Raw genomic sequence first — 23,630 nt, 5'->3', positions numbered from 1 at the left:
CGGTCCTACCGGGGCTCGCGGACCAGCCGGTACGGCTCACCCGCCAGCCAGATGCGGTCCTCCACGTCCACGTGACAGCCGAGGCGCCGCGGAAGACCGCGCAGGTACGCGACGGCCGGGCCGGTCAGCCGCACCCTGCCGTCACCGACGCGGGTGATGCCCTTCGGCGCGCTCAGCGAGGCCAGCCAGGCGGCGTGCTCCCGGTGCAGCTCGACGGTGTACACGTCCTCGGACCCGCTCTCCCGCGCCAGGGCGTACAGGACGTCCCCGTAGCGCGCGTGGTCCAGGACGGAACGGACCGCCGCCTCGATCCCCGACAGCCCGGCGTCCACCTGGTCGCAGGCGAACACCCGGCCGGCGCGCGCCCGGGCGTACGCGAACCAGTTCCCCGCACGGGACGGGACGACGTAGCCCACCGGATAACCGCCGGGCAGCCCGTCGTCCACGCAGACGTACACGATCCCGGCGGCATCGCTCCGCTCCTGTGTGAGGAAGAGCCCCCGCGTCTTCAGCAGTGCCCCGAGAGATCCGTCGATGACGGTCATGTCCGTGTTCCTTCCGCGGTCGTGGCGGCGGCCGCACCCCTCGTGGCGGCCGCCGCGCTTGCGAAACCGTCGCGGAACGCGCTGCAATGCGGATGAAGTTCTGATGATGTACGGAGCGGAGCGGAGGCTTTCGACAGTGGGGGCGGGATCTCCTCGGCGGTTACGGCTCGCGGTGCTCGGCACCGTACGGGCCTGGCGGGACGGTACGCAGCTGGCCCTCGGGCCCGTCCGGCAGCAGGCCGTCCTGGCCGCGCTGGCCCTGCGGCCCGGCCTCCTGGTGAGCGGGGAGCAGCTGCTCGACGGGGTCTGGGGGGACAAGCCGCCGGGCTCCGGCCTCAAGGTCCTGCCCAGCTACGTCTACGCACTGCGCAGGAGGCTCGACGAGGAGGGCACCGCGCCCGCGGATTCGGTGATCCGCGGGGAACGGGGCGGATACCGCTTCGCCGACGGCACGGTCCGGCTCGACGCCGACGACCTGGCCCGGCTGGCCGCCACCGCCCACCGCGCGAAACGGGCCGGGGATCCGGCCGGCGCGGCGGACCGGCTCTCCCAGGCACTCGCCCTGTGCGACGGCGAGCCGCTCGCCGGGCTGCCCGGACCGTACGCCGACGCCGAGCGGCAGCGGCTCCTGGAGCGGCTGCGCGCGGCACGGCGCGACCGGCTCGAATGCATGGTCCTGCTGGGCCGGTTCACCGAGACCCTGGACGAACTCGCCGCCCTGTCCGCGGCCGCTCCGACCGACGAACCCCTCGCCGCGCTGCGCATGCGCGCCCTCCAGGGCTGCGACCGCCAGGCCGAGGCACTGAACGTGTACGAGGAGCTGCGCAGGCGCCTGAAGCGAGAGCTGGGCGTCGATCCCGGCACGGAACTCCGGCGTGCGCACCAAGCGGTGCTCCGCCGGGCGGACGTACGCCCCCCACACCCCCCGCCAGGGCATGCCGCCCCCGCCCGGCCCGGGCCCCGCCGCGCGATAAACGAACTGCCCGGTGACGCGGGCCGCCTCATCGGACGCGAGGCCGAACTGGCCCGGCTGACCGCCCCGTCCGAGGCCGGAGCCGTGTCGGTCGTGACGGTCGACGGCACGGCCGGCGTCGGCAAGACGGCGCTCGTCGTCCGCGCGGCCCGCGAACTCAGCGCCCACCACCCTGACGGCTGCCTGTTCGTCGACCTGCGCGCGCACGGCACCGGCCGGCGCCAGACGCCCGAGCAGGCGCTCCAGCGGCTGCTCCGCTCCCTCGGCGCGGCCCACGGCGAGCTGCCGAGCGACCTGGAGGAACTCACCGCCGCCTGGCGCGCGGCGACCAGCCCGCTGCGGCTGCTCCTCGTATTGGACGACGCCCTGGACGCGGACCAGGTCAGGCCGCTGCTGCCCGCCGGGGCGGGCAGCAGGGTGCTGGTGGCCGGCCGGCGCAGGCTCGGCGAACTGGACGCCGACCGGCGCGTCACCCTGGAGCCGCTGGCGAGCGGGGACGCCGTGTCCCTGCTCGCCCACCTCATCGGGGAGGAGCGCGCGAGCAGCGAGCCGGACGCCACGGACCGGCTGGCCGGGCTGTGCGACGGGCTGCCGCTGGCACTGCGCATCGCCGGGTCACGGCTCCAGAACCGCGGCAGCTGGACGGTCGGGTACCTGGTCGACCGCATGGTGGACGACGACCGCCTGCTCGGAGAGCTGAGCGTCGGGGACCGCAGCGTCGAGGCGGCCTTCCGGCTGTCGTACGACCAGCTCACCCCCGGCCAGCAGCGCGCCTTCCGGGCCCTGGGCCTGGCACCGACGGTCGAGTTCGACGCGCTGACACCCGCGGCCATGCTCGGACGGCCGCCCCACGAGACCGAGGCGGTCCTGGAGGACCTGGTCGACACCAGCCTGCTCCAGCAGCCGCGGCCGGGCCGCTACCGACTGCACGACCTGGTGCGCGTCCACGCGCGACGGGTCGCACAGGCCGAGCCGGAGCAGGCAGCCACCGCGCGGACGGCCGCGCTCGGCCTCTACCTCGACGCAGCCCGGACCACCAGCGACTGGGGCTCCGGCGCCTTCCCGGCCGCTCCCGCGCCCACCGGCCCCGCGCCCACGCGCACCGGGTTCACGGACTGGCGGGAGGCGGAGGCCTGGCTGGACGCGGCCGGCGGTGAGCTCGTGGACGTCGTCGGACACGCCGCGGCCCTCGGCGAAGCCGACTACGCCTGCCGGCTCGCCGAGGCGCTGTGCGACTACTTCGTACGGCAGGGCCGCTACCACGAGAGCCAGACGGCGCTCGAGATCGCGCTCGCGCACGCCGACGAGGCCACGGACCCGCGCATGGCCGTGGCCCTGCGCAACTGCCTGGCCTACACCTCCTTGTTCCAGCGCCGGTACGCACGGGCACGGGACCTGTTCACCGAGGCACAGGACCTCGGCCGGCTCCGCCCCGACCCGTACGAGCAATCCCGGACCCTGACCGGGCTGGGGGCCCTCCACATCAGCCTCGGCGAAGGCGGCCTCGCGCTCTCGTACGTCGGGGCGGTGACCGAAGCACCCCGCCAGGAGCCGCTGAACGACTGGGTCGCCTCGATGGCGCTCGTCATCCAGGGCCTGGCCCACCAGTTCGAGGGGCGGAACGAGAAGGCGCTCGCCTCCTTCGCCGCTGCCCGCACCCATGCGGAGGCGGCCGGCCGGCCGCGCATGACCGGCCGGGTCCTGAGCTGCGCCGCGGACATCCATCTCCGCCTCGGCCGGCACGCGGAGGCCGAGGAACTGCTCCGCACGGCGGTCGACCTGGTCGCGCAGGGCGGGGACGTCTTCCTCTGCGCGCGCAGCCTGACCCGGCTGGGCACGGCGCGCCAGGGCGGGGGAGACCCGGGCGCAGCCATCGCCCTGCACCACCAGGCCCTCCTGCAGCACCGGTTGCTGTCCCCGCTCACCGAACCCGGCTACGACTGGCTGGAGATGGACATCCGCAGCCGCCTGGGCCGTGCCTACACGGCGGCCGGACGCGTCCGCGAGGCGCGCGAGCAGTTCCAGGCCGTGCTGGACGTGCACGCGGCCCGCGGGCACCGGGCGGGCGCGGCCCCCCGTCCCTCCTGAGGGAGGGACGGGGATCAGCCCTCCGCGAGCTCGCCGGACCGGAGCCCGTGCAGCCCCGCCGGGAGCCGACCGGGGCCGTGCAGGACTCCGAGGGACTGCGTGGCGCGGGTCAGGGCCACGTACAGGTCGCTGGGCTGGAAGTCGGCCGGTTCCACCACGATCACCGTGTCGAACTCCAGCCCCTTGGCCTGGCGCGGGTCCAGCAGGACCACCTCCTGGGCCAGATCCGGCGCTGCGCCCGCCCGTACCCCCGGCAGCGCGGACGCCAGCTCCGCGTGCAGCGCCCGTGGGGCGATCACCGCGAGCCGGCCCTCCGCGGGCCGCTCCGCCTCCACGGCCCGCGCGAGCGCCCTGGGCAGCTCCGCCGCGGCGCGCGCCCAGGGCCGTACTCCGGTGGACCGTACGGAACTCGGCGGCCGGAAGCCGGGGTCCCGCTCGCGGAGCACGGCCGCCGCCACCTCCATGATCTCGGCGGGCGTACGGTAGTTGACCCCCAGCCGCACCAGTTCCCAGCGCCCGCCCACGTACGGGGAGAGGATCCGCTCCCAGGAACCGCAGCCCGCCTCCTCCGCGGTCTGCGCGGGATCGCCGACCAGGGTCATCGACCGGGTCGGGCAGCGGCGCATCAGCAGCCGCCAGGCCATCTCCGACAGCTCCTGCGCCTCGTCGACGATGACGTGCCCGAAGGCCCAGGTGCGGTCGGCCGCCGCCCGTTCGGCCGTGCTGCGGTGGTCGGCCTCCTCGTACCGCTCGGCCATCCGTTCGGCGTCGATGATGTCGTGCGCCGCGAGGTACTCGTTCTCCTCGTCCTCGAACTCGTACGACTCCGAGCCCTGCGAAAGGTCCAGCACCCCCTGCGCGTACGCGATGCGCCGCGCCCGCGCCCGCTCCTCCTCGGCCCGTCGCGCGGAGTCGTCCTCGCCGAGCAGCTCGGCGGCCTCGTCCAGCAGCGGAACGTCGGCCGGGGTCCACTCCGGCCTCGCCGAGGGCGCGCGCCGGATCAGCTCGGCCTCGTGCGGGGGCAGGTGCGTCGGCTCCGCGAGGAAGTCGGCGACCAGTTGCTGGGGGGTGAGGGAGGGCCACAGCGAGTCGATCGCCGCGTGCACGGCGGGGCTCATCGCGATCTCCTTGCCGAGCTGGGCGATGTCGTCGGAACCGAGCAGGTTGGGGCCGCCGTACGGATCGGCGCCCAGCCGGTCGGCGAGCTGCGCCGTGAGCGCGTCGATGATCGGGAAGGCGAAGGCGGGACGTGCCTGGTTGTGCGGCAGTCCGGTGGCGCGGGCCCGGTCCCGGGCCTCGTGGGCCATGGTGCGGTCCAGCAGCAGGGTGCCGTAGTCGTCGTGGCCGATCTCCAGCGCGGGCTCGGGGACGGCGTCGTACTCCTCGCCGGTGTCCGCCGGCAGCGTCTCCGGCAGGCACTGCCGGTCGGCGACCACCCGGGCCAGCACCTCGGCCATCTCGGCCCGGCCCTTCACGGCGGCGGCACCGGGGCGGTCGGTTCCCGTGGCGTGCACCCCGGGGAACAGTTCGCCCGGAGTGGCGAGCAGGACGCCCGTCTCGCCGAGCGCGGGCAGCACCCCGCCGATGTACCCGAGGAAGGCCGGGCCCGGGCCGACGATCAGCACACCGCGCTTGGCCAGCAACTCCCGGTGGGCGTAGAGCAGGTACGCGGCCCGGTGCAGCGCGACCGCCGTCTTCCCGGTGCCCGGCCCGCCCTCGACCACCAGCACCCCGCGGTGCGTGGAGCGGATGATCCGGTCCTGCTCGGCCTGGATGGTGCGCACGATGTCGTGCATCCGGCCGGTCCGCGCGGCGTCGAGCGCCGCGAGCAGCACGGCGTCGGCATCGGCGCCCTCGTGGCCGGTGCGCTCGGTGTCGGTCAGGTCGAGGATCTCGTCGTGCAGGGAGGTGACCACCCGCCCCCGGCTGCTGATGTGCCGGCGGCGCCGCAGCCCCATGGGGGTGTGGCCGGTGGCGAGGTAGAAGGGCCGGGCCACGTCGGCGCGCCAGTCCAGGACGAGCGGTGTGCGCTCCGCGTCGTCTGCCCGGATTCCGATCCTTCCGATGTGGTGGTCACGGCCGTCGGAGAACTCCAGACGGCCGAAACAGAGACCGTTCTCCCCGGCATTCAGAGCGGACAGCAGACCGGACTGCTCGGCGACCAGAACATCGCGCTCCAGCCGGGCCTGGGCCCCGTTCCCGACCTCGCGCAATGCCCCTGCCACGGCGTGTTCTGCCTGGTCACGCAGGTCGTCGAGGCGCCGATAGAGGTCCGTGACGAATTGCTGCTCTTTCCGGAATTCCTCGGTTGACAATTGCACTCCCACCGCGCTACAGTGTCCTCGTAAGGTTGTCCACGCTGTTGTTTTCAGGCAAGGCGTGAATCAATCAATATACGCCCTCCTCTCCCTCGGCAGCGAATTCGGCCGGGGGATTTTTTGCGTACCGTGGATCTCATGACCATCGCACACGGCTCCGCCGACGGCATCGTCTACCGCCCCGCCCGACCCCAGGACGCGGGCGCCATCGAAGCGCTGGACGGCTCCTTCACCACCGCCACGGTCTTCGAGGTCGGCCCCGCCGAAGGGGGCCTCGGCTTCGTCCTCCGCGAGGTCCCCGCGGACCCGCCGGTGTACAAGGAGTTCCCGCCCGAGGAGCACGACGAGCAGGGGCTCGGCCGCGGCTCGGGCGCCGACGCGGACGGGCGTACGTACGTGGCCCTCGACGGCGAGCGCGTGTGCGGGTTCGTCGCCGCCGGCTATGCCGCCTGGAACCGGCGGCTGACCATCGAGGACATCGAGGTCGCGCCGGACCGCCGGGGACGGGGCATCGGGCGGGCGCTGATGGAGTGCGCGGCGGAGTTCGCCCGCGAACGGGGCGCCGAGCACCTGTGGTTGGAGGTCAGCTCCGTCAACGCCCCGGCGGTGCACGCCTATCGGCGCATGGGGTTCGTCCTGTGCGGTCTCGACACCACGCTGTACGGGGGCACGCCCGCGGCCGGCGAACGGGCGCTTTTCATGGCCAGGCCCTGCGGTTGACGAATCGTACGCCCCATCGGTTCCGCCCCGCAGCCCGATCGTCGAAGAACACACGGAGGAGTGTTCCGGGCGCGCCTGCCACACGCCGCTGACCTGCGGCATGTACAAAGGGTGATTGTTTATTGCACATTCATCCGGCATGTACAGGGTGGATCTGGTCGGACAGGGGGTAACCGCCCGGAATGGAAATTCTTCAACAGCGCTCCACCACCGCTCAGGTGTGGGAAGCGGCCGAGGAGTTCATCCGACTCTTCCACAGGGAGCACGCCGACGCGGGTGACCCCCGCGCCCGGCTCGCCGAGGTGCGGGCCGAGCTCGCGGAGACCGGCACCTACCGGCACACCCACGCGGAACTGGTCCACGGGGCCCGGGTCGCCTGGCGCAACAGCAACCGATGCATAGGCCGGCTCTACTGGAACTCGTTGCGGGTCCGCGACCGGCGGGGTCTCACCGAGGCCGACGCGATCGCCTCCGAATGCTTCGAGCACCTGCGCGAGGCCACCAACGGCGGCCGGGTCCGGCCCACCATCACCGTCTTCGCCCCGGACACCCCGCAGAGCCCCGGGCCGCTGATCTGGAGCGAGCAGCTCGTCCGCTACGCCGGTTACGGCGACCACCCGTCGATAACCGTCGGCGACGCCCGCAACGCGCCGCTCACCGAAGCCCTGCTGCGGCTCGGCTGGGCCGGCGGCGCCGGCACCCCGTTCGACCCGCTCCCGCTCGTGGTCCAGGGGGTCGACGACAAACCCCGCTGGTTCGACCTCCCCGCGGACGCCGTGCTGGAGGTGCCGATCGAGCACCCCGAGGGCGACGGCTGGGCGGACTGGGGGCTGCGCTGGCACGCCGTACCCGCCATCTCCAACATGTGCCTGGAGATCGGTGGCATCCACTACCCGGCGGCCCCGTTCAACGGCTGGTACATGGGCACCGAGATCGGCGCCCGCAACCTGGCCGACATCGACCGCTACAACCTGTTGCCCGCCGTCGCCCGCCGCCTCGGACTGGACACCGGCAGCGACCGCTCGCTGTGGAAGGACCGCGCGCTCGTCGAGCTCAACCGGGCGGTGCTGCACTCCTTCGACCGCGCGGGCGTCACGATCGCCGACCACCACACCGAGTCCCGGCGCTTCCTGTCCCACATGGAACGGGAGGAGCGCAAGGGGCGCGAGGTGGGCGCGGACTGGTCGTGGATCGTGCCGCCGATCTCCGGCTCCGCGACCCCGGTCTTCCACCGCACCTACGAGGACCGGCCGAGCAGCACCGCGTACGTCCACCATCCCGGCGCACAGGAAAGGGCACAAGGGCGCGACTTGGTCTAGACCTTCTGTTACGGTCGGCTCGGGACCGATCGACGGAGGGCACGGGCATGGGCGACAGGACGGCCGACGCGGCGGAACACCGGGTCTACATCGGCTCGTTCACCTCGTCGGGCGGGCGCGGCATCACCACCGCGGCCCTCGACCCGGAGACCGGAGCCCTGACGGAGCTCTCCACGACCGACGTCCTGGCCGACCCCTCGTACCTCGTGGAGGGTGTGCACGAGGGGGTCCTCTACGCGGTGAGCGAGAGCGCCGAGGGAGCGGCCGGCGCCTTCGTCGCGGAGGGCCGGGGGCTTCGGCTGCTCGGAGCCCCCGTACCGGTGGGCGGCGCGGGCCCCACCCACCTCGACGTCGCCTGGCCGTGGCTGCTCACCGCCCACTACACCTCCGGCGGTGTCGGGGCGCTCGCCATCGCCGACGACGGATCCCTGACCGGGCCCCCGCACGTGCTGCACCACCGCGGATCGGGCCCGGACCCCGCGCGCCAGGAAGGCCCGCACGCCCACCACGTGCTGGCCGACCCGAGCCTCAACTGGGTGCTCAGCGTGGACCTGGGCACCGACTCCGTGCGCGTCTGCTCGCTGGACGAGCACACCGGCACGCTGCGTCCGCACTCCGAGACCGCGCTGACCCCCGGCAACGGCCCGCGCCACCTCGCCTTCCACCCGGACGGGGAGGTGGCGTACGTGGTGAACGAGCTGCGGCCGCTGCTGACCGTCTGCCGGTGGGACGCGGAGGCGGGCACACTGGAACCGGTCGCGGAGGTTCCGATCGCCCTGGAGCCCGCCCCAGGGGCCGTCCCGGAGGCGGGCCGGGGGGACGTCAGGGCCTATCCCTCCGCGATCGCGGTCGCCCGGGACGGCCGCTTCGTCTGGGTCGCCGTACGCGGCGCGGACGTCCTCGTCACGTTCTCGCTCGCCGGCGGCGCCGAGGAGCCCCGGCGCGCGGGCGCGGTGGACTGCGGCGGCCGCTGGCCCCGCGACCTCGCCCTCGACGTCTGGCGCGACCGCCTCTACGCGGCCAACGAGCACTCGGGGGACGTCACCTGGTTCGACGTGGACCCGGCCACCGGGCAGCCCCGCCGCGCCGGCTCACTGCCCGTCCCCGCCGCCACCTGCGTGCTCTTCGCCTAGGGTCCGTCCGGCTCGTGCGCGAGGCCCCGCCCCCTGGCATGCGCCGATCGGGGAACGGGGCCTCACGCACGCGTGTGCGGGTCGCCGTCAGTGCACGGGGGCGCCCAGGGTGATCCCGAGCGCCGCGGAGTACTGGGCGACGGCCAGCTTGCCGAGCGCCCCGTAGGCACCGAGCACCTCGGCGGTGGCGCAGTCGGCCTCCTTGCAGGCGGTGTCCAGCAGCCCGTCGGCGGCCTCCGGGCCGATCAGGTACGGGGCGAGCGCGAGCTGGGTGGAACCCTCGCGGCGCAGCTGCTCGGCGACCGCGGCCACCGAGCCCTCCTCGTCGAGAGCGGCCGCCTTCACCGGCACCGCGAGGCGGGCGGCGAGCAGCATGCCGGTGATGCCGGCGGCCTGGACGGCCTCCTCGCCACCGGTGGTGGCCAGCACGATGCCGTCGGCGGCGGTGGTCACGGTGAAGAGCCGCGCGCGGTCGGCGCGGGCCAGCCCCGCCTCGGAGAGCCGCACGTGCAGGCCCTCGGCGAGCAGCGGGTGCGGGCCGAGTACGTCGGCCAGCTCGGCGGCGGCCGAGGAGTCCATCAGCGCCTGGCGGATCCGGCGCAGCAGATCGCCGTCCGGGCCGGCGAGCAGCGGCACGACCACGGCGTCCGGGCCGGTCGGCGCGGGCACCTCGTGACCGGCGGCACGGGCGAACTCGGCGCGCTCGGCACGCTCGGTCGCGACGGCCGTCAGCACACCGGACAGCGAGGGGAACTCGGACTCGTCGTCACCGTCCAGGAAGCCGATGCGGGCGTCCAGGCCCGGCAGCTCGGAACGGCCGATGCTGATGATCTCTTCCGCCAGCCCCCGCGAGGCGGCCGACGGGGTACCCGGCACGGCGAGCACCAGCGCGGGCGCGCCCTCTGGCGCCGCCGCGGGCTCGGGCCGGCGGTGCCGTCCGGTCTGGCGGGGTCGCGGCATTCGTACGGGCAGGCCATTGTCGGGCCCAGTGGGGGAGCTCATGGCGCCGCATGCTACTGGCTTATCGGAACCTGGTGTTCGGGAGGGCCTGTCAGGGCGGCATCTGTCCGTATTTATCCGAGGAATATCAGATACGGTCAGCCCACCGGAGCCGAAAACCGAGCGGTCGTACTTTATCCCGTCGCCCGGGTTCGGGAACGGGGCGGCTGCGCCAGTAGAGTGATCCTTTGTGGCAGCTCTCCCGTTGAACCAACTCGTCGAGCCCGGCTGGGCCGAGGCGCTGAGCCCCGTGGCCGGCCGCATCGCAGCCATGGGCGACTTCCTGCGCGCCGAGATCGCCGCAGGTCGTACGTACCTTCCGGCCGGGGCGAACGTCCTGCGCGCCTTCCAACAGCCCTTCGACGAGGTGCGCGTCCTGATCGTGGGACAGGACCCCTACCCGACCCCGGGTATGGCCATCGGCCACAGCTTCGCCGTCGCACCCGACGTGCGCCGGCTGCCGGGGAGCCTGGAGAACATCTTCCGCGAGCTGAACACCGACCTCGGACTGCCCAGGCCCTCCAACGGCGACCTGACGCCGTGGACCCGGCAGGGCGTGCTGCTCCTCAACAGGGCGCTCACCACCGCGCCCCGCAACCCCGGGGCCCACCGGGGCAAGGGGTGGGAGGAAGTGACCGAGCAGGCCATCCGCGCGCTCGCCGCCCGCGGCAAGCCGCTGGTGTCCGTGCTGTGGGGGCGTGACGCCCGCAACCTGCGGCCGTTCCTCCAGGACTTCCCGGCGATCGAGTCCGCCCACCCGTCGCCGATGTCGGCGGACCGCGGTTTCTTCGGATCGCGGCCGTTCAGCCGGACCAACGACCTGCTGGCCCGCCAGGGAGCCCAGCCGGTCGACTGGCGCCTGCCCTAGCGGACCCCGAACCCGGGGGGCCCGGTCGATGCGGGATGTCGCCGCAATCGACATCCGACCTTGACATTCCGCATGCCGTTGTCGCTTCGATACCCGTTCGCAATCCCTCCGAAGGCTCCAACGCCCCTTCCCGCGCGTCAGATTCAACACCGACGACGCTCCGAGGGAGACGGCATGACGCCTCATCAGGATGACCGCACGTCCCGCACGTCCCGAACAGCCGGCACGGCCGGCACGGCCCGCAGGAGACCCCGCGGCCGGCTGATCGCCGCGCTCGCCGCGGGCGGCGTCCTGCTGGCCGGGTGCGGATACGGCGGCGAGAACCGGCCCATCGATCGGGCCGCGAACGGCGCGGACTCCCGGCCGAGGCCCGCCGCCTCGTTCCCCGGCGGGGGCGCCCCGGAGGGCGAGAGCGACGGGCGGAGCGCGACGAAGCCGCCCGCGGACTACCTCTCGACCTTCGCGCTCGACGTGGACACCGCGAGCTACGGCTACGCCCGCCGCACCCTCGCCGAAGGCCGGCTGCCCGACGCCGCGAACGTGCGCCCCGAGGAGTTCGTCAACAGCTTCCGCCAGGACTACCGGCAGCCCGACGGCGACGGCTTCGCGGTCACCGTCGACGGGGCCCGTACCACCGACCCGAGCTGGTCCCTGGTCCGCGTGGGCCTCGCCACCCGGGCCGCGGGAGACGGGGCGGACGCGGAACGGCGGCCGCCCGCCGCCCTCACCTTCGTCGTGGACGTCTCCGGGTCGATGGCCGAACCCGGACGCCTCGACCTCGCCCGCACCTCGATGAACCTGATGACCGACCGGCTGCGCGAGGACGACTCGGTCGCCGTCGTCACCTTCAGCGCCACCGCCCAGACCCGGCTGCCCATGACCCGGGTCGAAGGCCACCGCGACCGGATCCACGGGGTGGTCGACGCACTGCGCACCGCCGATTCCACCAATGTGGAGGCGGGCGTCACGCGCGGGTACGACGAGGCCGTGAAGGGGCTGCGGCCCGGCGCCACCAACCGGGTCGTCCTGCTGTCCGACGCCCTCGCCAACACCGGTTCCACCTCCGCCGACACCATCCTGAAGCGGGTCGCCTCGGCGCGGACGGAGCACGGGATCACCCTCTTCGGGGTGGGAGTGGGCAGCGAGTACAACGACGCCTTCATGGAACGGCTCGCCGACAAGGGAGACGGCCACACCACCTACGTCTCCGACACCGAGGGTGCCCGCAAGGTCTTCTGCGAGGACCTCCCGGCGCAGGTGCAACTGCGGGCGCGCGACGCCAAGGCCCAGGTCTCCTTCGACCCGGCGACCGTCGAGCGGTTCCGGCTGATCGGCTACGACGACCGCCGGGTCGCCGACGACGCGTTCCGCGACGACACCGTGGACGGGGGAGAGGTCGGCTCCGGGCACACGGTGACCGCCCTGTACGCGGTACGGCTGCGCCCCGGCGCCGGCGGGCACGTGGCGACGGCGACGGTGCGCTGGCTGGACCCGAACACACGGGCTCCGCACGAGGAGTCGGGCCGGGTGGAGGCGGCCGCGCTGGCGGGGGACCTGTGGACCGAGGCGCCGGCGCGCCTCCAGGTCAGCGCGGTGGCCGCGTACTTCGCCTCGGCGCTGCGCGAACGGGGCGGCGGCTGGGAGCGGGTGCCGGGCGCGGTCTCGCTGGCCGGCCTCGCGGAGCACGCGGACCGGTTGGCCGGCCGTACCGAGGACCCCGCCGTACGGCAGCTGTCGCAGGCCGTACGACAGGCCGGGCGGCTGACGGGCTGACGGGCTGACGCGCCGGCGGGCGGTCCGAACGGTGGCGAACGGTCCCCCGCCGGGGCCTACCCCGCCACCACGGCCGCCCGCACGCACAGGACGTCCGGCAGGTGCTCGGTGAGCAACTGCCAGCTCTCGCCGTCGTCATGACTGGCGTACAGCTCGCCGTTGCGGTTGCCGAAGTAGACCCCCGCCGGGTCCGCGTCGTCCGTGCACAGGGCGTCGCGCAGCACCGTGCCGTAGTGGTCCCCGGCCGGCAACCCCTTGGAGAGCGGCTCCCACGTGGCGCCCGCGTCCCGGGTCCGGAAGACCCGGCAGCGGTGCTCGGCGGGGACGCGGTCGGAGTCGGCGTTGAGGGGGAAGACGTACGCGGTGTCCGCCCGGTGCGGGTGGGCGGCCACCGCGAAGCCGAAGTCCGAGGGCAGCCCGCCGCCGATGTCCGTCCACCGGGCGCCCGCGTCGTCGCTGCGGTAGACCCCCCAGTGGTTCTGCAGGTACAGCCGGTCCGTGTCCCCGGCGTCCCGGGCGATCTTGTGCACGCACTGGCCGAACTCGGGGTGCGGGTCCGGCAGGAACACCGCCGAGACCCCCTCGTTGGAGGGGGACCAGCTGGCCCCGCCGTCCTCGGTGCGGAACACCCCGGCGGTGGACACGGCCACGGTCACCGTGTCCGCGTCGCGCGGGTCGGTGATCACCGTGTGCAGGCCCTCACCGCCCCCGCCCGGCACCCACTTCCCGCGGCTCGGGTGCTCCCACAAGGGGCGGACCAGCTCGAAGGATTCGCCCCGGTCGGTGGAGCGGAACAGGGCCGCGGGCTCCGTCCCCGCATAGACCACGTCGGGGGCCTCCGGGCCGGCCGGCTGGAGCTGCCAGACCCGCTCCAGCGAGGCACCGGTGTCCTTGGGGAACTTCACGGCGGGCGACGCGGGTTCCCGCCAGGTCGCGCCGAGGTCGTCGGAGGTGAAGACGGACGGCCCCCAGTGGGAGCTGTCCGCGCCGACGAGCAGCCGGGGCGCCGTGCCCCGCCGGTCGACGGCCACCGCGTAGATGGCCTCCGCGTTGAAATGGGGTCCGTCGAACTCCCACGGACCGTCATCGCGGCGACGACCGATGAACAGTCCTTTGCGGGTTCCCACGAGCAGCAGTACCTCGGCCATGGCCGGCACCTCCGGACTCGGACCTCTTCTTGCGCTTCTTCCCGGTGCATTTCCGGTTCTTTCCGGCCAGTCTGCACCCGTCCACTGACAGTGGCCCCGCGGGCGGCCCGGGGTCCGGATTAGCTGATCGATACTGATCGTTTACCGACAGGAAATCATTGCTACTTGCATGTAGGTGTTTGTAATGGGTTGACTTCAGGCCATCACCGCCACCCGCGAGAGGACGTACGTGGTCACCGAGCACCTCTCCCCGCTCGACCTCGCCTTCTGGCGGATCGAATCCGCCGCCCACCCCATGCACCTCGGCGCGCTGGCCGTCTTCGAGGCGGCCGGCCCCCTCGGATCCGCCGCCGACGACTCCGAGGCCGAGTCCGCCGCCGAGTTCGCGTCCGCGCTGCTCGCCGCCCGCTGCGCGGCCGTGCCGGGCCTGCGCCGCCGGATCCGCGACGTGCTGCTGCCGGTCGGCGCGGCCGCCTGGTCGCCGGACCCCGGTTTCGACCCCGCGCGCCACGTGTTCCTCGTACGGACGGACTGCGCCGACCCGCACACCGCCGCCGGTCCGCTCATGGCGCGCCCGCTGGACCGGGACCTGCCGCCGTGGGAGGCCCACGTGCTGGCCGGGCCCGACCCGGAGCGCTTCGCGGTGCTCTTCAAGTTCCACCACGCCCTCGCCGACGGCATGGGCGCCCTCGCCCTGGCGGCCTCCCTGTTCGACGGGTTCGACCAGGAGCACGCCGTACGCACTCCCGCGCCTCCGGTGCCCGAGCAGCGGGTCGGCTCCGCCCTGCGCAGGCTCCCCGGCGCCCTGGCGGCCCGGGTCCAGGACGTCGGCCAGGCCCTGGAGATCGGCGCCGCCGTGGCCCGCTCCGGCCTGCCCCTCGGGGTCCCCGCGGCCCTCGTCGCCGGCCCCGAGAGCGCGGGTACCCGTACCGTCGCGGGCCTCGCGCTCGACCTGGACGAGGTCAACCTGGTCCGCAAGGGCGCCGGCGGCACCGTCAACGACGTGCTGATCGCCCTGGTCGCCGGCGCGCTCCGGCGCTGGCTGGCCGGGCGCGGCGAGCCCGCGCCGCAGGGGCCGGGCCCGCGCGCCCTGATCCCCGTGTCCCGTCGGGGCCGGCCCGGGACCGGCGGCGGGAACCGGCTCTCCGGCTACCTCCTGCGGCTCCCGCTCTCCGAGGCCGACCCGCTGCGCCGCCTGGACTCCGTACGCACCGGCATGGACCGAAACAAGGACGCGGGCCCCGCGCGCGGCGCCGGGGCGGTGGCGCTGCTCGCCGACCACGTCCACCCGCTGGGCCACCGGCTCGGTGGCCCGCTCGTCGCCCAGGCGGCCCGGCTGCTCTTCGACATCCTGGTCACGAGCGTCCCGCTGCCCGGTCTCACCTTCACCCTCGGCGGGAGCCGGGTCCGCGAGGTCTACCCGCTCGCCCCGCTGGCCTGCGGCCAGTCCCTGGCCGTCGCGGTCTCCACCTACCAGGGCACGGTCCACTACGGCCTGGTCGGCGACGCGGCCGCGGTCCCGGACCTGGAGGCCCTGGCCGGGGCGCTCCGTGCGGAGCTGGACGAGCTTGTACGACAGGTCTCGTAGTACGAGAGATTTCGTAGTACGGTGTCTCTCGTACTTAGCCGCCGATCCCCGGCGCGCCCGGTGACATCTGGAGATCCCTGATGAGTGCTGCCTCCGCCGCCCCTGCCGCCCCCGCCGCTTTCGCCGCCCTGTTCGCACCGCACACCCTCCGCTCGGTCACCATCCCCAACCGCGTGTGGATGGCCCCCATGTGCCAGTACAGCGCCGAGGCCTTCGGCCCGAACGCGGGCGTGGCGGGCGAGTGGCACTTCGCGCACTACGCGGCCCGCGCCGTCGGCGGCACCGGCCTGATCATCCAGGAGGCCACCGCGGTCTCCCCGGAAGGCCGGATCACCCCCTACGACCTCGGCATCTGGAACGACACCCAGGTCGAGGCGCTGCGCCGGATCACCGCCTTCGTCAAGGCCCAGGGCTCGGTCCCCGGCATCCAGATCGCGCACGCCGGCCGCAAGGCGTCCACCGACCGCACCTGGAAGGGCGGCGCCCCGGTGGGACCGGAGGCGCACGGCTGGCAGCCGGTCGCCCCGAGCGCGGTCCCGTTCGCCGAGGGCCACCCGGTGCCGCACGAGCTGACGCTCGATGAGATCGCCGACATCACGCAGAAGTTCGCTGCCGCCGCCGGGCGCGCGCTGGACGCGGGCTACGAGGTCCTGGAAATCCACGGCGCACACGGCTACCTCATCGGCGAGTTCCTCTCCCCGCACAGCAACGAGCGCACCGACGCTTACGGCGGCTCCTTCGAGAACCGCACCCGCCTCGCCCTCGAGGTCGTGGACGCCGTGCGGGCGGTGTGGCCCGAGGAACTCCCGCTGTTCTTCCGGATCTCCGCCACCGACTGGCTGGAGGAGAACGGCTGGACGGCCGACGAGACGGTCCGGCTGGCCGCCCTCCTCCACGAGCACGGAGTGGACCTCCTCGACGTCTCCACCGGCGGCCTCGCCCCCGGGGTCACGATCCCCCTCGGACCGGGTTACCAGGTGCCCTTCGCGGCCCGGGTCAAGGCGGAGACCTCCCTGCCGGTGGCGGCCGTCGGCCTGATCACCGAACCGGAGCAGGCGGAGAAGATCCTCGCGAACGGCGAGGCCGACGCGATCCTGCTGGGCCGCGAACTCCTCCGCGACCCGTACTGGGCCCGCCGCGCGGCCGCCGAACTGGGCGGGGAGCCGCGCACCCCCGACCAGTACCACCGCTCCTGGTGAACGCCGGTCATACGATGGTTCTCGTACGATGGCGGGCAGAGCAACCCGAGTGAGCGGAGCCAAGGACATGACGGAACGGGACGCGGCCCGCACCCTCGACCACCCCGAGGCGGCGGAGATCCGCCTGGAGGGCGTGCTGCACGCGCTCTCCGACCCGGTCCGGCTGTCCATCGTCCGCGACCTCGACGCCTCGGCGGCGGAGCTGGCCTGCTCGTACTTCGACCTGCCGGTCACCAAGTCGACGACCACGCACCACTTCCGCGTGCTGCGCGAAAGCGGTGTCGTACGCCAGACCTACCGCGGCACCACGAAGCTCAACGCCCTGCGGCGCGAGGAGCTGGAGTCCCTCTTCCCCGGCCTGCTCGACGCCGTCCTGACGGCGGCGGCGGCCGAGGCGGGGCGGATCGGCCAGGCCGTTCCAGTGCTGTGACCCGGTGAACCTTTCCGGTCACAGCACTAGATCGTGGCGTCCCAGCGGTGGAGCAGGCGGCCGTCGGGGCCGTACACGTCCATCGTGTAGCCGCCGCCGAGGGTGAGGCCCTCCTTGCCGGTCAGGAAGGAGGTGATCGAGGCCGCCTGCTTCTGGAAGAGGGCGTTGCCCGTATCCGGATTGCGGGTGTGGACGACGATGTGCGGCGGATAGCCCTCCCGCTTGAAGTTCGGCTCGATGCCGTACACGTCGGCGTCCCCGCCGGCCTGCCGGTAGCGGTCGGCCAGCGCCGCGGCCTCCGGCGGCGCCGCCGTGCTCGTCGCCGTGGGGCCGGCCAGGAGGCCGGTCGGCGACCGTGGGTCCGGGTCCGTGCATGCCGTCAGGGCGGCGGCGCAGGCCACCACCGTCAGTATCAGAGCGATCCCGCGTCCCACCCGCACAACTCCCTTGATCCGGCGCGCCGTCCGGACCACGCTATGCCAGGCCCGCCGCCCCCAACAGGCCCGCCCAGTCCGGGATCTTCACCGATCCCCGGCCGAAGGAGCGGCCCAGGTCCGTCTCGGCCGCCTCGATGGCCAGCCAGCCCGGCCATTCCACCGGGTGCAGCCCGGCCGCCCGGAGCGCGTCCAGGGGGTCCCCCGACAGCTCCCGCCGGGCCAGCACGCCCGCGTCCTGGAGCAGCGAGGAAGCGGACTCCTTCGCGCAGGGGCGGTTGGTGCCGATCACGCCCGTCGGGCCGCGCTTGATCCAGCCCGCCACGTACTCGCCGACCGAGGCCCGGCCCGCGCGCAGGACCCGCCCCGCCGCGTGCGGGACGGTACCCTTCGCCGGATCGAAGGGCAGCCCGGCGAGCGGAACGCCCTTGTATCCCACGGAGCGCAGCACCAATTGGGCCTCGACGTCCTCGTAGACGCCCGTCCCGGTCACCCCGCCCCGCCCGTCCGGGGCGGTCCGCTCGAAGCGCATCCCGGTGACCCGGCCGTCGGGTCCGCCCAGGATCTCCGCCGGGCGCAGGTAGAACCGCAGCGCGATCCTGCGCTCGGACCCGCCCGGCCCGGCCTCGGCCCAGCCGCGCAGAGCCTCCAGGTTCCGCCGCGCGACCGCGGGCAGGGCGGCGGCCGCGGCAGGGTCCGTGTACATCGGGTCGATGGCCAGCTCGGCCGGGTCGACCACCGTGTCCACCCCCGGCAGCGTGCCCAGCTCCCGCAGCTCCTTGGTGGTGAACTTCCCCTGCGAAGGCCCCCGCCGGGCCACCATCGCCACCCGCCGCACCCCGCTGCGCGCGAGCGCGCCGAGCGCCGGCTGCGGCATGTCCGTCGGCTCCAGTTCGGCGGGGCCGCGGGCCAGGATCCGCGTCACGTCCACGGCGACGTTGCCCGCGCCGACCACCACCGCCGAATCCACCCCGGACAGGCCGAAGCTCTCGTCGACCGCGTCGGGGTGCCCGCTGTACCAGGAAACGAACGCGGTCGCGGAGTGCACCCCGGCCAGTTCCTCGCCCGGGATCCCGAGCAGCCGGTCCCGGGCGGCTCCCACGCAGTAGACCACCGCGTGGTACAGCTCCAGCAGCCGCTGCGTGGGCAGGGCGGGCCCGCCCACTTCGACGTTGCCGAGGAAGCGGATCCGCTCGTCCTCCAGCACCGTGCGCAGGCTGCCCTGGAGGGACTTGATCTTCTCGTGGTCCGGTGCGACCCCGTACCGCACGAGCCCGTACGGTGCGGGCAGCCGGTCCAGCACGTCGACGAGCACCCCGGGCACCTCGCGTTGCTGGACCAGCGTCTGGGCCGCGTAGACCCCGCTGGGGCCCGATCCGACGACGGCGATTCGAAGCACGGCGGAGCTCCTCCCGCAGGTGGTCCCAGCATGACACCGGCCTTCCCGCCCGTCAGCCCATCGCGCGCATCCGGTGGATCTCGGCCGTCTGGGTGGCCACCACCTCGGTGGCCATCTCCTCGACCGCCACGTTGTTGCCGCCGGCCAGGGCCTCGCCGGCCATCTTCAGCGCGCCCTCGTGGTGGGCGGTCATCAGCTTCAGGAAGAGCCGGTCGAAATCGGTGCCCGTGGCCGCGGTCAGTTCCGCCAGCTGCTGCTCGGTCGCCATGCCGGGCATCGCGGAGTGGTCGTGGGCGTGCCCGCCGGGGGCCGCCGGCGGCGCCGGGTGGAGGGCCAGCCACTTCTCCATCGCCCCGATCTCGGGCTGCTGCGCGGCCGTGATCCGCTCCGCCAGCCGCCGCACCCCGTCCGCCGAGGCCCGCTGCGGGGCCAGGGCGCTCATCGTCAGGGCCTGTCGGTGGTGCTCGATCATGTTCCGCACGTAGGCGTGGTCGGCGGCGTTCGGGCTGTCGTCGGGCTTCTCCTTCGCGGCCTGCTCGGGCGTGAGCGTCCGGGCCGCCTCGCCCGGTCTGCCGGGCGCGATCACCACGGGCCGCCCGTCCTGCGCGCTGTCCGTCCCGCCGTCGGAGTCGCAGGAGGTGAGGACGAGCAGGAGACCTGTGATGGCGGCCGCGCCGGTGAAGCGGCGGAGCCGAACCGATAAGGCCATGAGGCCACGGGGGGCTGTTGCCATGTCCATGCGGAGGACCATACTGCCGGGGTCCTGGTTCCGTTCCCACCCCGAACGGAATCGACCGGACTTCCAAGGGAGGGCACAGTGACCTCGCTACACCACAGGAGAGTGCGAAAAGGGAGGATGGGAGCGGTCGCCCTGGCGGCCGGGCTGTTCAGCGCACTCCTCGCCGCCGGACCGGCGGCAGCCACCCCCGACCCGGGCGACTTATCACCGGGCACCGGCACCCAGCCCAGCGGTGCGGGCCTCGCGGCCGGACGGGAGCTCGCCCCCGGGGAGATCCCCGGGCAGGACGAGATCGTGCACAGCGCCAACATCAAGCCCCTGGCCAACATCCCCTCGGCCGACCCCGCGGTGATCAACTCGGACATCGCCTTCCAGGGCAGGTACGCCTACGCGGGCAACTACAACGGTTTCACGATTTACGACATCGCCAACCCGAAGGCCCCGAAGACCGTCACCCAGGTCTTCTGCCCCGGCGGTCAGAACGACATCTCCGTCAGCGGCGACCTGCTCTTCCTCTCCACCGACTCCTCCCGCAGCGACGACTCCTGCAACAGCGTCTCGCAGCCCGCGACGGAGAAGTCCTCGTGGGAGGGCATCAAGATCTTCGACATCAAGGACAAGAAGAACCCCAAGTACATCAAGTCCGTCGAGACGGCCTGCGGTTCCCACACCCACACCCTGGTGCCGAGCGGCCGTGACATCTACCTCTACGTCGCCTCGTACTCCCCGAACGAGGCCTTCCCCGACTGCAAGCCGCCGCACGACGGGATCTCGGTGGTGAAGGTCCCGAAGAAGGCGCCGACCCAGGCCGCGGTCGTCGCCTTCCCGGTCCTCTTCCCCGACGGCGGCAACCCGGGCGCACCCACCAACCCCGGCGTCTCCAAGACCACCGGCTGCCACGACATCACCGTGCTGCCCTCGAAGAACCTGGCCGCCGGAGCCTGCATGGGCGACGGCATCCTCTTCGACATCAGCAAGCCCGAGCAGCCGCGGGTCATCGACCGGGTGCAGGACAACGTCAACTTCGCGTTCTGGCACTCGGCCACCTTCAACGAGCAGGCGAACAAGGTGGTGTTCACCGACGAGCTCGGCGGCGGTGGCGCCGCCACCTGCAACGAGGCCACCGGTCCCAACCGGGGAGCGGACGGGATCTACGACATCACCGGCAGCGGAGACCAGCGCAAGCTCGTCTTCCGCAGCTACTACAAGATCCCGCGCCACCAGGCCGACACCGAGAACTGCGTGGCCCACAACGGCTCGCTGATCCCGGTCGGCGGCGGCCGCGACATCATGGTGCAGGCCTGGTACCAGGGCGGGATCTCGGTGTGGGAGTTCACCGACTCCGCACGGCCCAAGGAGATCGCGTACTTCGAGCGCGGACCCCTGACGACCGACAAACTCGGCCTGGGCGGCTCCTGGTCGGCGTACTACTACAACGGGCACGTCTACTCGAACGACATCGCCAAGGGCCTGGACGTGCTGCGGCTCGACGACTGGCGCACCGAGAGCGCGAAGTGGGTCTGGCTGGACCGGCTCAACGTGCAGAGCCAGCCCGAGTACCACTGACGGCCGTGACCTAGCGAATCGTTCCGCCGGGCGGCCCGCCGGCCGGCGGAACACCGAGTTCCCAGTCCAGACCGTAGCGCTGGAACAGCTCCGCCCGCAGCCTCGCCGACGGCATGGGCGCCCCCGGCAGCAGCACCGCCACCACCGCACCCATCAGCAGTGCGCGCAGCAGCGGGTAGTCCGCGTCCACGTCCCGCGAGCCGTACCGCGCGACCGTGTCCCGCAGCAGCTCCGCCAGTCGCTGCTGCTCCGGGCACTGCACGAAACCCTCGGCCGTGAGGATGCCCGCCATGTGGGTGCGCATCAGCAGCGGCCGGTCCCGGGCCAGCCCGAGGATCGCGTCGATCGCGCGCGCGAGCCGCTCCCGCCCGTCGTCGCTGCGCGGCTCCCGCTCCAGCGCCGCGTGCAGGGTGAGGTGCATCAGCCGGTGCACGGCGGACTGCAGCAACTGCCGTTTGCCCGGGAAGTAGTACGAGACCAGGCCGCGCGCCGCACCCGCCCGGTCCGCGATGTCGCCGAGCGTCGTCGCCTCGTACCCGCGTTCGGCGACGAGCTCGACCGTGGCCTGCAGCAGCCGCTCCCGGGAACGTCTGCGCAATTCTTCATTGACCGATGGGCTACGCGGGGACATGCTTACTCCTGCGTTGACTGGCTCGGAGCCAATATACTCAGCGCACGGGTCGGCCTGCTCTGGGTGACACGGGGGATCGCCCAGGGCAGGCACACCCGCACCTTCACCGCAGGACGGCGCCGGACCCGGGCCGGCGGACCGGCAGGCACACCGCGAGGGCCACCAGGGCCACGCCCAGCAGCCAGCCCCCGATCACGTCCGACAGCCAGTGCACCCCCAGGTAGATCCGGGTGAATCCGACCCCGGCCACCGACACCACGGCCAGCGCCCAGGCGGCCGCCACCGCCGCCGGAGCCGTCGAGCGGGGCAGCAGCCACAGCAGCAGCCCGCACACCACCGCGGCCGTCATGGCATGCCCGGACGGGTAGGCCGCGTACTGCGAGGAGTGCACCGGGTCCGGCCACACCGGCCGCTCCCGGCCCACCAGTGCCTTCAGCCCCTGGTTCACCGCCGCGGCCGCCACCGTCGCCAGGCCCACCCGCCATGCGCGCTCCCGGTCGCCGCGCCACCACAGCCACGCACACGCGAGGGCGGCCAGCGCACGCATGGTCCAGGGGTCCCAAAGCCAGTCGGTCAGCACCAGCATCAGCCGGGTGACACCGGGGTGGGTGACGGCATGGGCGTGCAGGTCCCGCGCGACCTGCTCGTCGAGGGCCAGGAGCGGCGGCCACTCGAGCACCACCAGCACCGTCAGCGTTGCCGCGAGCAGCGCGCAGCCGATGCCCGCCCATCGCAAGTGATCGTTCCGCATGCGGGTGATCCTCGCACCCGCGCACGCCGGGGGTCCTCAACGCCTCAGGCCAGCGCGGTCAGCCCCGGTACGAAGGCGACGAGCAGCGGTACCGCCGGGAGCAGCGTGGCCAGTGCCGTCAGCCGGAGCCTGCGGCCGGCGGGCAGGCGGGGTTCGGCCGTCAGCAGCCGCCGCACCCGCTGATGGACGTGCGCGTCGGGCGTGGCGCCGGGCCCGAACGCCCCCCGGTCCTCGTTCAGCCCGACCAGCGCCAGCGCCACCGTGAGCCGCCCGTAGCGACGGGAGGCCGCGTCGTCGGCGGCCAGCTCGACGAGGAGGTGCATCTCCGCCTCGAACGCCGCGAAGACCGGCACCTGCGGGAACCCCCCGGACAGTGCCCGCGAGCAGTGCAGCAGCCAGTCGTGCCGGGCCGCCGTGTGGCTCTGCTCGTGCGCCAGTACGGCGTCCAGCTGGCTCCCCTTCAGCCGCCCGAGCGCCGCCGTCGTCACCACCAGCCGCGGCGCCGGCCCCGGCAGCCACCACGCGTCCGGCCGCGGGCCCTCCAGTACGACGAGCCGAGCGCCCACCGGGTCCTCCCCGGGCAGCAGCGGGGCCCGCACCAGCAGTTGGCTGTCCTGCGCGCGCCGCCGGGCCCGAGCCCGCAGCACCTCCCGCGTCAGCATCGCCCCCGTCCACAGGGCGCCTCCCGCCAGCGCGAGCGCCGTACCGGCAGCCCAGGGGCCGCCGGAGGAGCCGAGGGCGTAGGCGTCGGCCACCCCGTGCGGGGCGGAGGCGAAGAGCCAACCCCGGACCGCCTGCCAGGCGGCCGCCGCACTCAGCAGCATTGACAGCCCGAAGCACAGCAGCACCGCGCCGACCACGCACTGCCACACCCACAGGGCGACGACCGGTTCTCGTTCGGGCCATCGGGCCCGGGCCAGCAGGCGGGGAGCGAGCACCGCGGTCAGGGCGCCGAGCAGCAGCAGTGCGGCGGGGACCATCATGGTCTTCACCCTATGAGCCGTGGCTA

Annotated in this window: 20 protein-coding genes; 10 read left to right on the top strand and 10 right to left on the bottom strand. The window is 73.5% G+C overall.

Annotation, left to right across the window (positions count from 1 at the left end):
* Window positions 1-5 precede the first annotated feature (5 nt).
* Window positions 6-545, bottom strand: a complete 540-nt coding sequence (locus tag ACIQ5Y_RS12985; protein ID WP_403879049.1) for a hypothetical protein — start codon at window positions 543-545, stop codon at window positions 6-8.
* A gap of 172 nt (window positions 546-717) precedes the next feature.
* Between ACIQ5Y_RS12985 and ACIQ5Y_RS12980 the strand changes: the two genes are divergently transcribed.
* Window positions 718-3,606, top strand: a complete 2,889-nt coding sequence (locus ACIQ5Y_RS12980) for a BTAD domain-containing putative transcriptional regulator (RefSeq protein ID WP_403879047.1) — start codon at window positions 718-720, stop codon at window positions 3,604-3,606.
* Window positions 3,607-3,620: 14 nt separating this feature from the next.
* Here the strand turns inward: ACIQ5Y_RS12980 and ACIQ5Y_RS12975 are convergent, their stop codons facing one another.
* On the bottom strand, window positions 3,621-5,921 hold the full coding sequence (locus ACIQ5Y_RS12975) for a HelD family protein (RefSeq protein WP_403879045.1): 2,301 nt from the start codon (window positions 5,919-5,921) through the stop codon (window positions 3,621-3,623).
* Between the two features lie 141 nt (window positions 5,922-6,062).
* Here ACIQ5Y_RS12975 and ACIQ5Y_RS12970 point away from each other — a divergent pair, with 141 nt between their 5' ends.
* From ACIQ5Y_RS12970 to ACIQ5Y_RS12960, 3 genes are all read left to right on the top strand, one after another.
* Entirely contained in the window at window positions 6,063-6,644 is a 582-nt protein-coding gene (locus ACIQ5Y_RS12970; protein WP_403879043.1) for a GNAT family N-acetyltransferase, read from the top strand.
* Between the two features lie 182 nt (window positions 6,645-6,826).
* Window positions 6,827-7,963, top strand: a complete 1,137-nt coding sequence (locus ACIQ5Y_RS12965; protein ID WP_403879041.1) for a nitric oxide synthase oxygenase — start codon at window positions 6,827-6,829, stop codon at window positions 7,961-7,963.
* A gap of 47 nt (window positions 7,964-8,010) precedes the next feature.
* Entirely contained in the window at window positions 8,011-9,096 is a 1,086-nt protein-coding gene (locus ACIQ5Y_RS12960) for a lactonase family protein (protein ID WP_403879040.1), read from the top strand.
* Between the two features lie 87 nt (window positions 9,097-9,183).
* Here ACIQ5Y_RS12960 and ACIQ5Y_RS12955 read toward each other — a convergent pair whose 3' ends face one another.
* A complete protein-coding gene (locus ACIQ5Y_RS12955; protein ID WP_403879038.1) occupies window positions 9,184-10,098 on the bottom strand; it encodes a sirohydrochlorin chelatase in 915 nt (304 codons plus the stop codon).
* 187 nt (window positions 10,099-10,285) lie between these two features.
* Between ACIQ5Y_RS12955 and ACIQ5Y_RS12950 the strand changes: the two genes are divergently transcribed.
* Complete coding sequence (locus ACIQ5Y_RS12950; protein ID WP_403879036.1) at window positions 10,286-10,963, top strand: uracil-DNA glycosylase; 678 nt, start codon at window positions 10,286-10,288, stop codon at window positions 10,961-10,963.
* 174 nt (window positions 10,964-11,137) lie between these two features.
* Entirely contained in the window at window positions 11,138-12,736 is a 1,599-nt protein-coding gene (locus ACIQ5Y_RS12945) for a von Willebrand factor type A domain-containing protein (RefSeq protein WP_403879035.1), read from the top strand.
* 56 nt (window positions 12,737-12,792) lie between these two features.
* On the opposite strand, the gene ACIQ5Y_RS12940 is transcribed toward ACIQ5Y_RS12945, so the two are convergent.
* The gene (locus ACIQ5Y_RS12940) at window positions 12,793-13,884 is read right to left on the bottom strand and encodes a WD40/YVTN/BNR-like repeat-containing protein (RefSeq protein ID WP_403879033.1); all 1,092 of its coding nucleotides are present in this window, start codon (window positions 13,882-13,884) and stop codon (window positions 12,793-12,795) included.
* Between the two features lie 229 nt (window positions 13,885-14,113).
* Between ACIQ5Y_RS12940 and ACIQ5Y_RS12935 the strand changes: the two genes are divergently transcribed.
* The 3 genes from ACIQ5Y_RS12935 to ACIQ5Y_RS12925 all read left to right on the top strand — a co-directional run bounded on the left by ACIQ5Y_RS12935 (window position 14,114) and on the right by ACIQ5Y_RS12925 (window position 17,101).
* Window positions 14,114-15,472: a wax ester/triacylglycerol synthase family O-acyltransferase gene (locus ACIQ5Y_RS12935; protein ID WP_403879031.1), complete on the top strand. Its 1,359-nt coding sequence runs from the start codon at window positions 14,114-14,116 to the stop codon at window positions 15,470-15,472.
* An 80-nt stretch (window positions 15,473-15,552) separates the two neighbouring features.
* Window positions 15,553-16,671, top strand: coding sequence for an NADH:flavin oxidoreductase/NADH oxidase (locus tag ACIQ5Y_RS12930; RefSeq protein ID WP_403879029.1), 1,119 nt, complete (start codon window positions 15,553-15,555; stop codon window positions 16,669-16,671).
* A gap of 67 nt (window positions 16,672-16,738) precedes the next feature.
* Entirely contained in the window at window positions 16,739-17,101 is a 363-nt protein-coding gene (locus tag ACIQ5Y_RS12925; protein WP_403879234.1) for an ArsR/SmtB family transcription factor, read from the top strand.
* A gap of 26 nt (window positions 17,102-17,127) precedes the next feature.
* On the opposite strand, the gene ACIQ5Y_RS12920 is transcribed toward ACIQ5Y_RS12925, so the two are convergent.
* From ACIQ5Y_RS12920 to ACIQ5Y_RS12910, 3 genes are read right to left on the bottom strand one after another with little or no spacing between them, the layout of a single operon-like run.
* Entirely contained in the window at window positions 17,128-17,535 is a 408-nt protein-coding gene (locus ACIQ5Y_RS12920; protein ID WP_403879027.1) for a hypothetical protein, read from the bottom strand.
* A gap of 40 nt (window positions 17,536-17,575) precedes the next feature.
* On the bottom strand, window positions 17,576-18,934 hold the full coding sequence (locus ACIQ5Y_RS12915) for an FAD-dependent oxidoreductase (protein ID WP_403879025.1): 1,359 nt from the start codon (window positions 18,932-18,934) through the stop codon (window positions 17,576-17,578).
* A 52-nt stretch (window positions 18,935-18,986) separates the two neighbouring features.
* Window positions 18,987-19,673, bottom strand: a complete 687-nt coding sequence (locus ACIQ5Y_RS12910; protein ID WP_403879023.1) for a DUF305 domain-containing protein — start codon at window positions 19,671-19,673, stop codon at window positions 18,987-18,989.
* A gap of 117 nt (window positions 19,674-19,790) precedes the next feature.
* On the opposite strand from ACIQ5Y_RS12910, the gene ACIQ5Y_RS12905 reads away from it, so the two are divergent.
* Complete coding sequence (locus ACIQ5Y_RS12905; protein ID WP_403879021.1) at window positions 19,791-21,239, top strand: LVIVD repeat-containing protein; 1,449 nt, start codon at window positions 19,791-19,793, stop codon at window positions 21,237-21,239.
* Window positions 21,240-21,249: 10 nt separating this feature from the next.
* On the opposite strand, the gene ACIQ5Y_RS12900 is transcribed toward ACIQ5Y_RS12905, so the two are convergent.
* The 3 genes from ACIQ5Y_RS12900 to ACIQ5Y_RS12890 form a co-directional block, all read right to left on the bottom strand.
* Window positions 21,250-21,870, bottom strand: a complete 621-nt coding sequence (locus ACIQ5Y_RS12900; RefSeq protein ID WP_403879019.1) for a TetR/AcrR family transcriptional regulator — start codon at window positions 21,868-21,870, stop codon at window positions 21,250-21,252.
* Window positions 21,871-21,973: 103 nt separating this feature from the next.
* Window positions 21,974-22,621 (bottom strand): phosphatase PAP2 family protein, encoded by a 648-nt coding sequence (locus ACIQ5Y_RS12895; RefSeq protein WP_403879017.1) that lies wholly within the window; start codon window positions 22,619-22,621, stop codon window positions 21,974-21,976.
* Between the two features lie 44 nt (window positions 22,622-22,665).
* Window positions 22,666-23,604 carry a M56 family metallopeptidase gene (locus ACIQ5Y_RS12890; protein WP_403879015.1) on the bottom strand — a complete coding sequence of 313 codons (939 nt, stop codon included), beginning with the start codon at window positions 23,602-23,604 and terminating at the stop codon, window positions 22,666-22,668.
* Window positions 23,605-23,630: the final 26 nt, after the last annotated feature.

This window comes from Streptomyces sp. NPDC096339 (assembly GCF_044762985.1).
In the GTDB taxonomy this organism is placed as follows: Bacteria; Actinomycetota; Actinomycetes; order Streptomycetales; family Streptomycetaceae; genus Streptomyces.
This window is presented reverse-complemented; position numbering and strand designations above follow the sequence as displayed.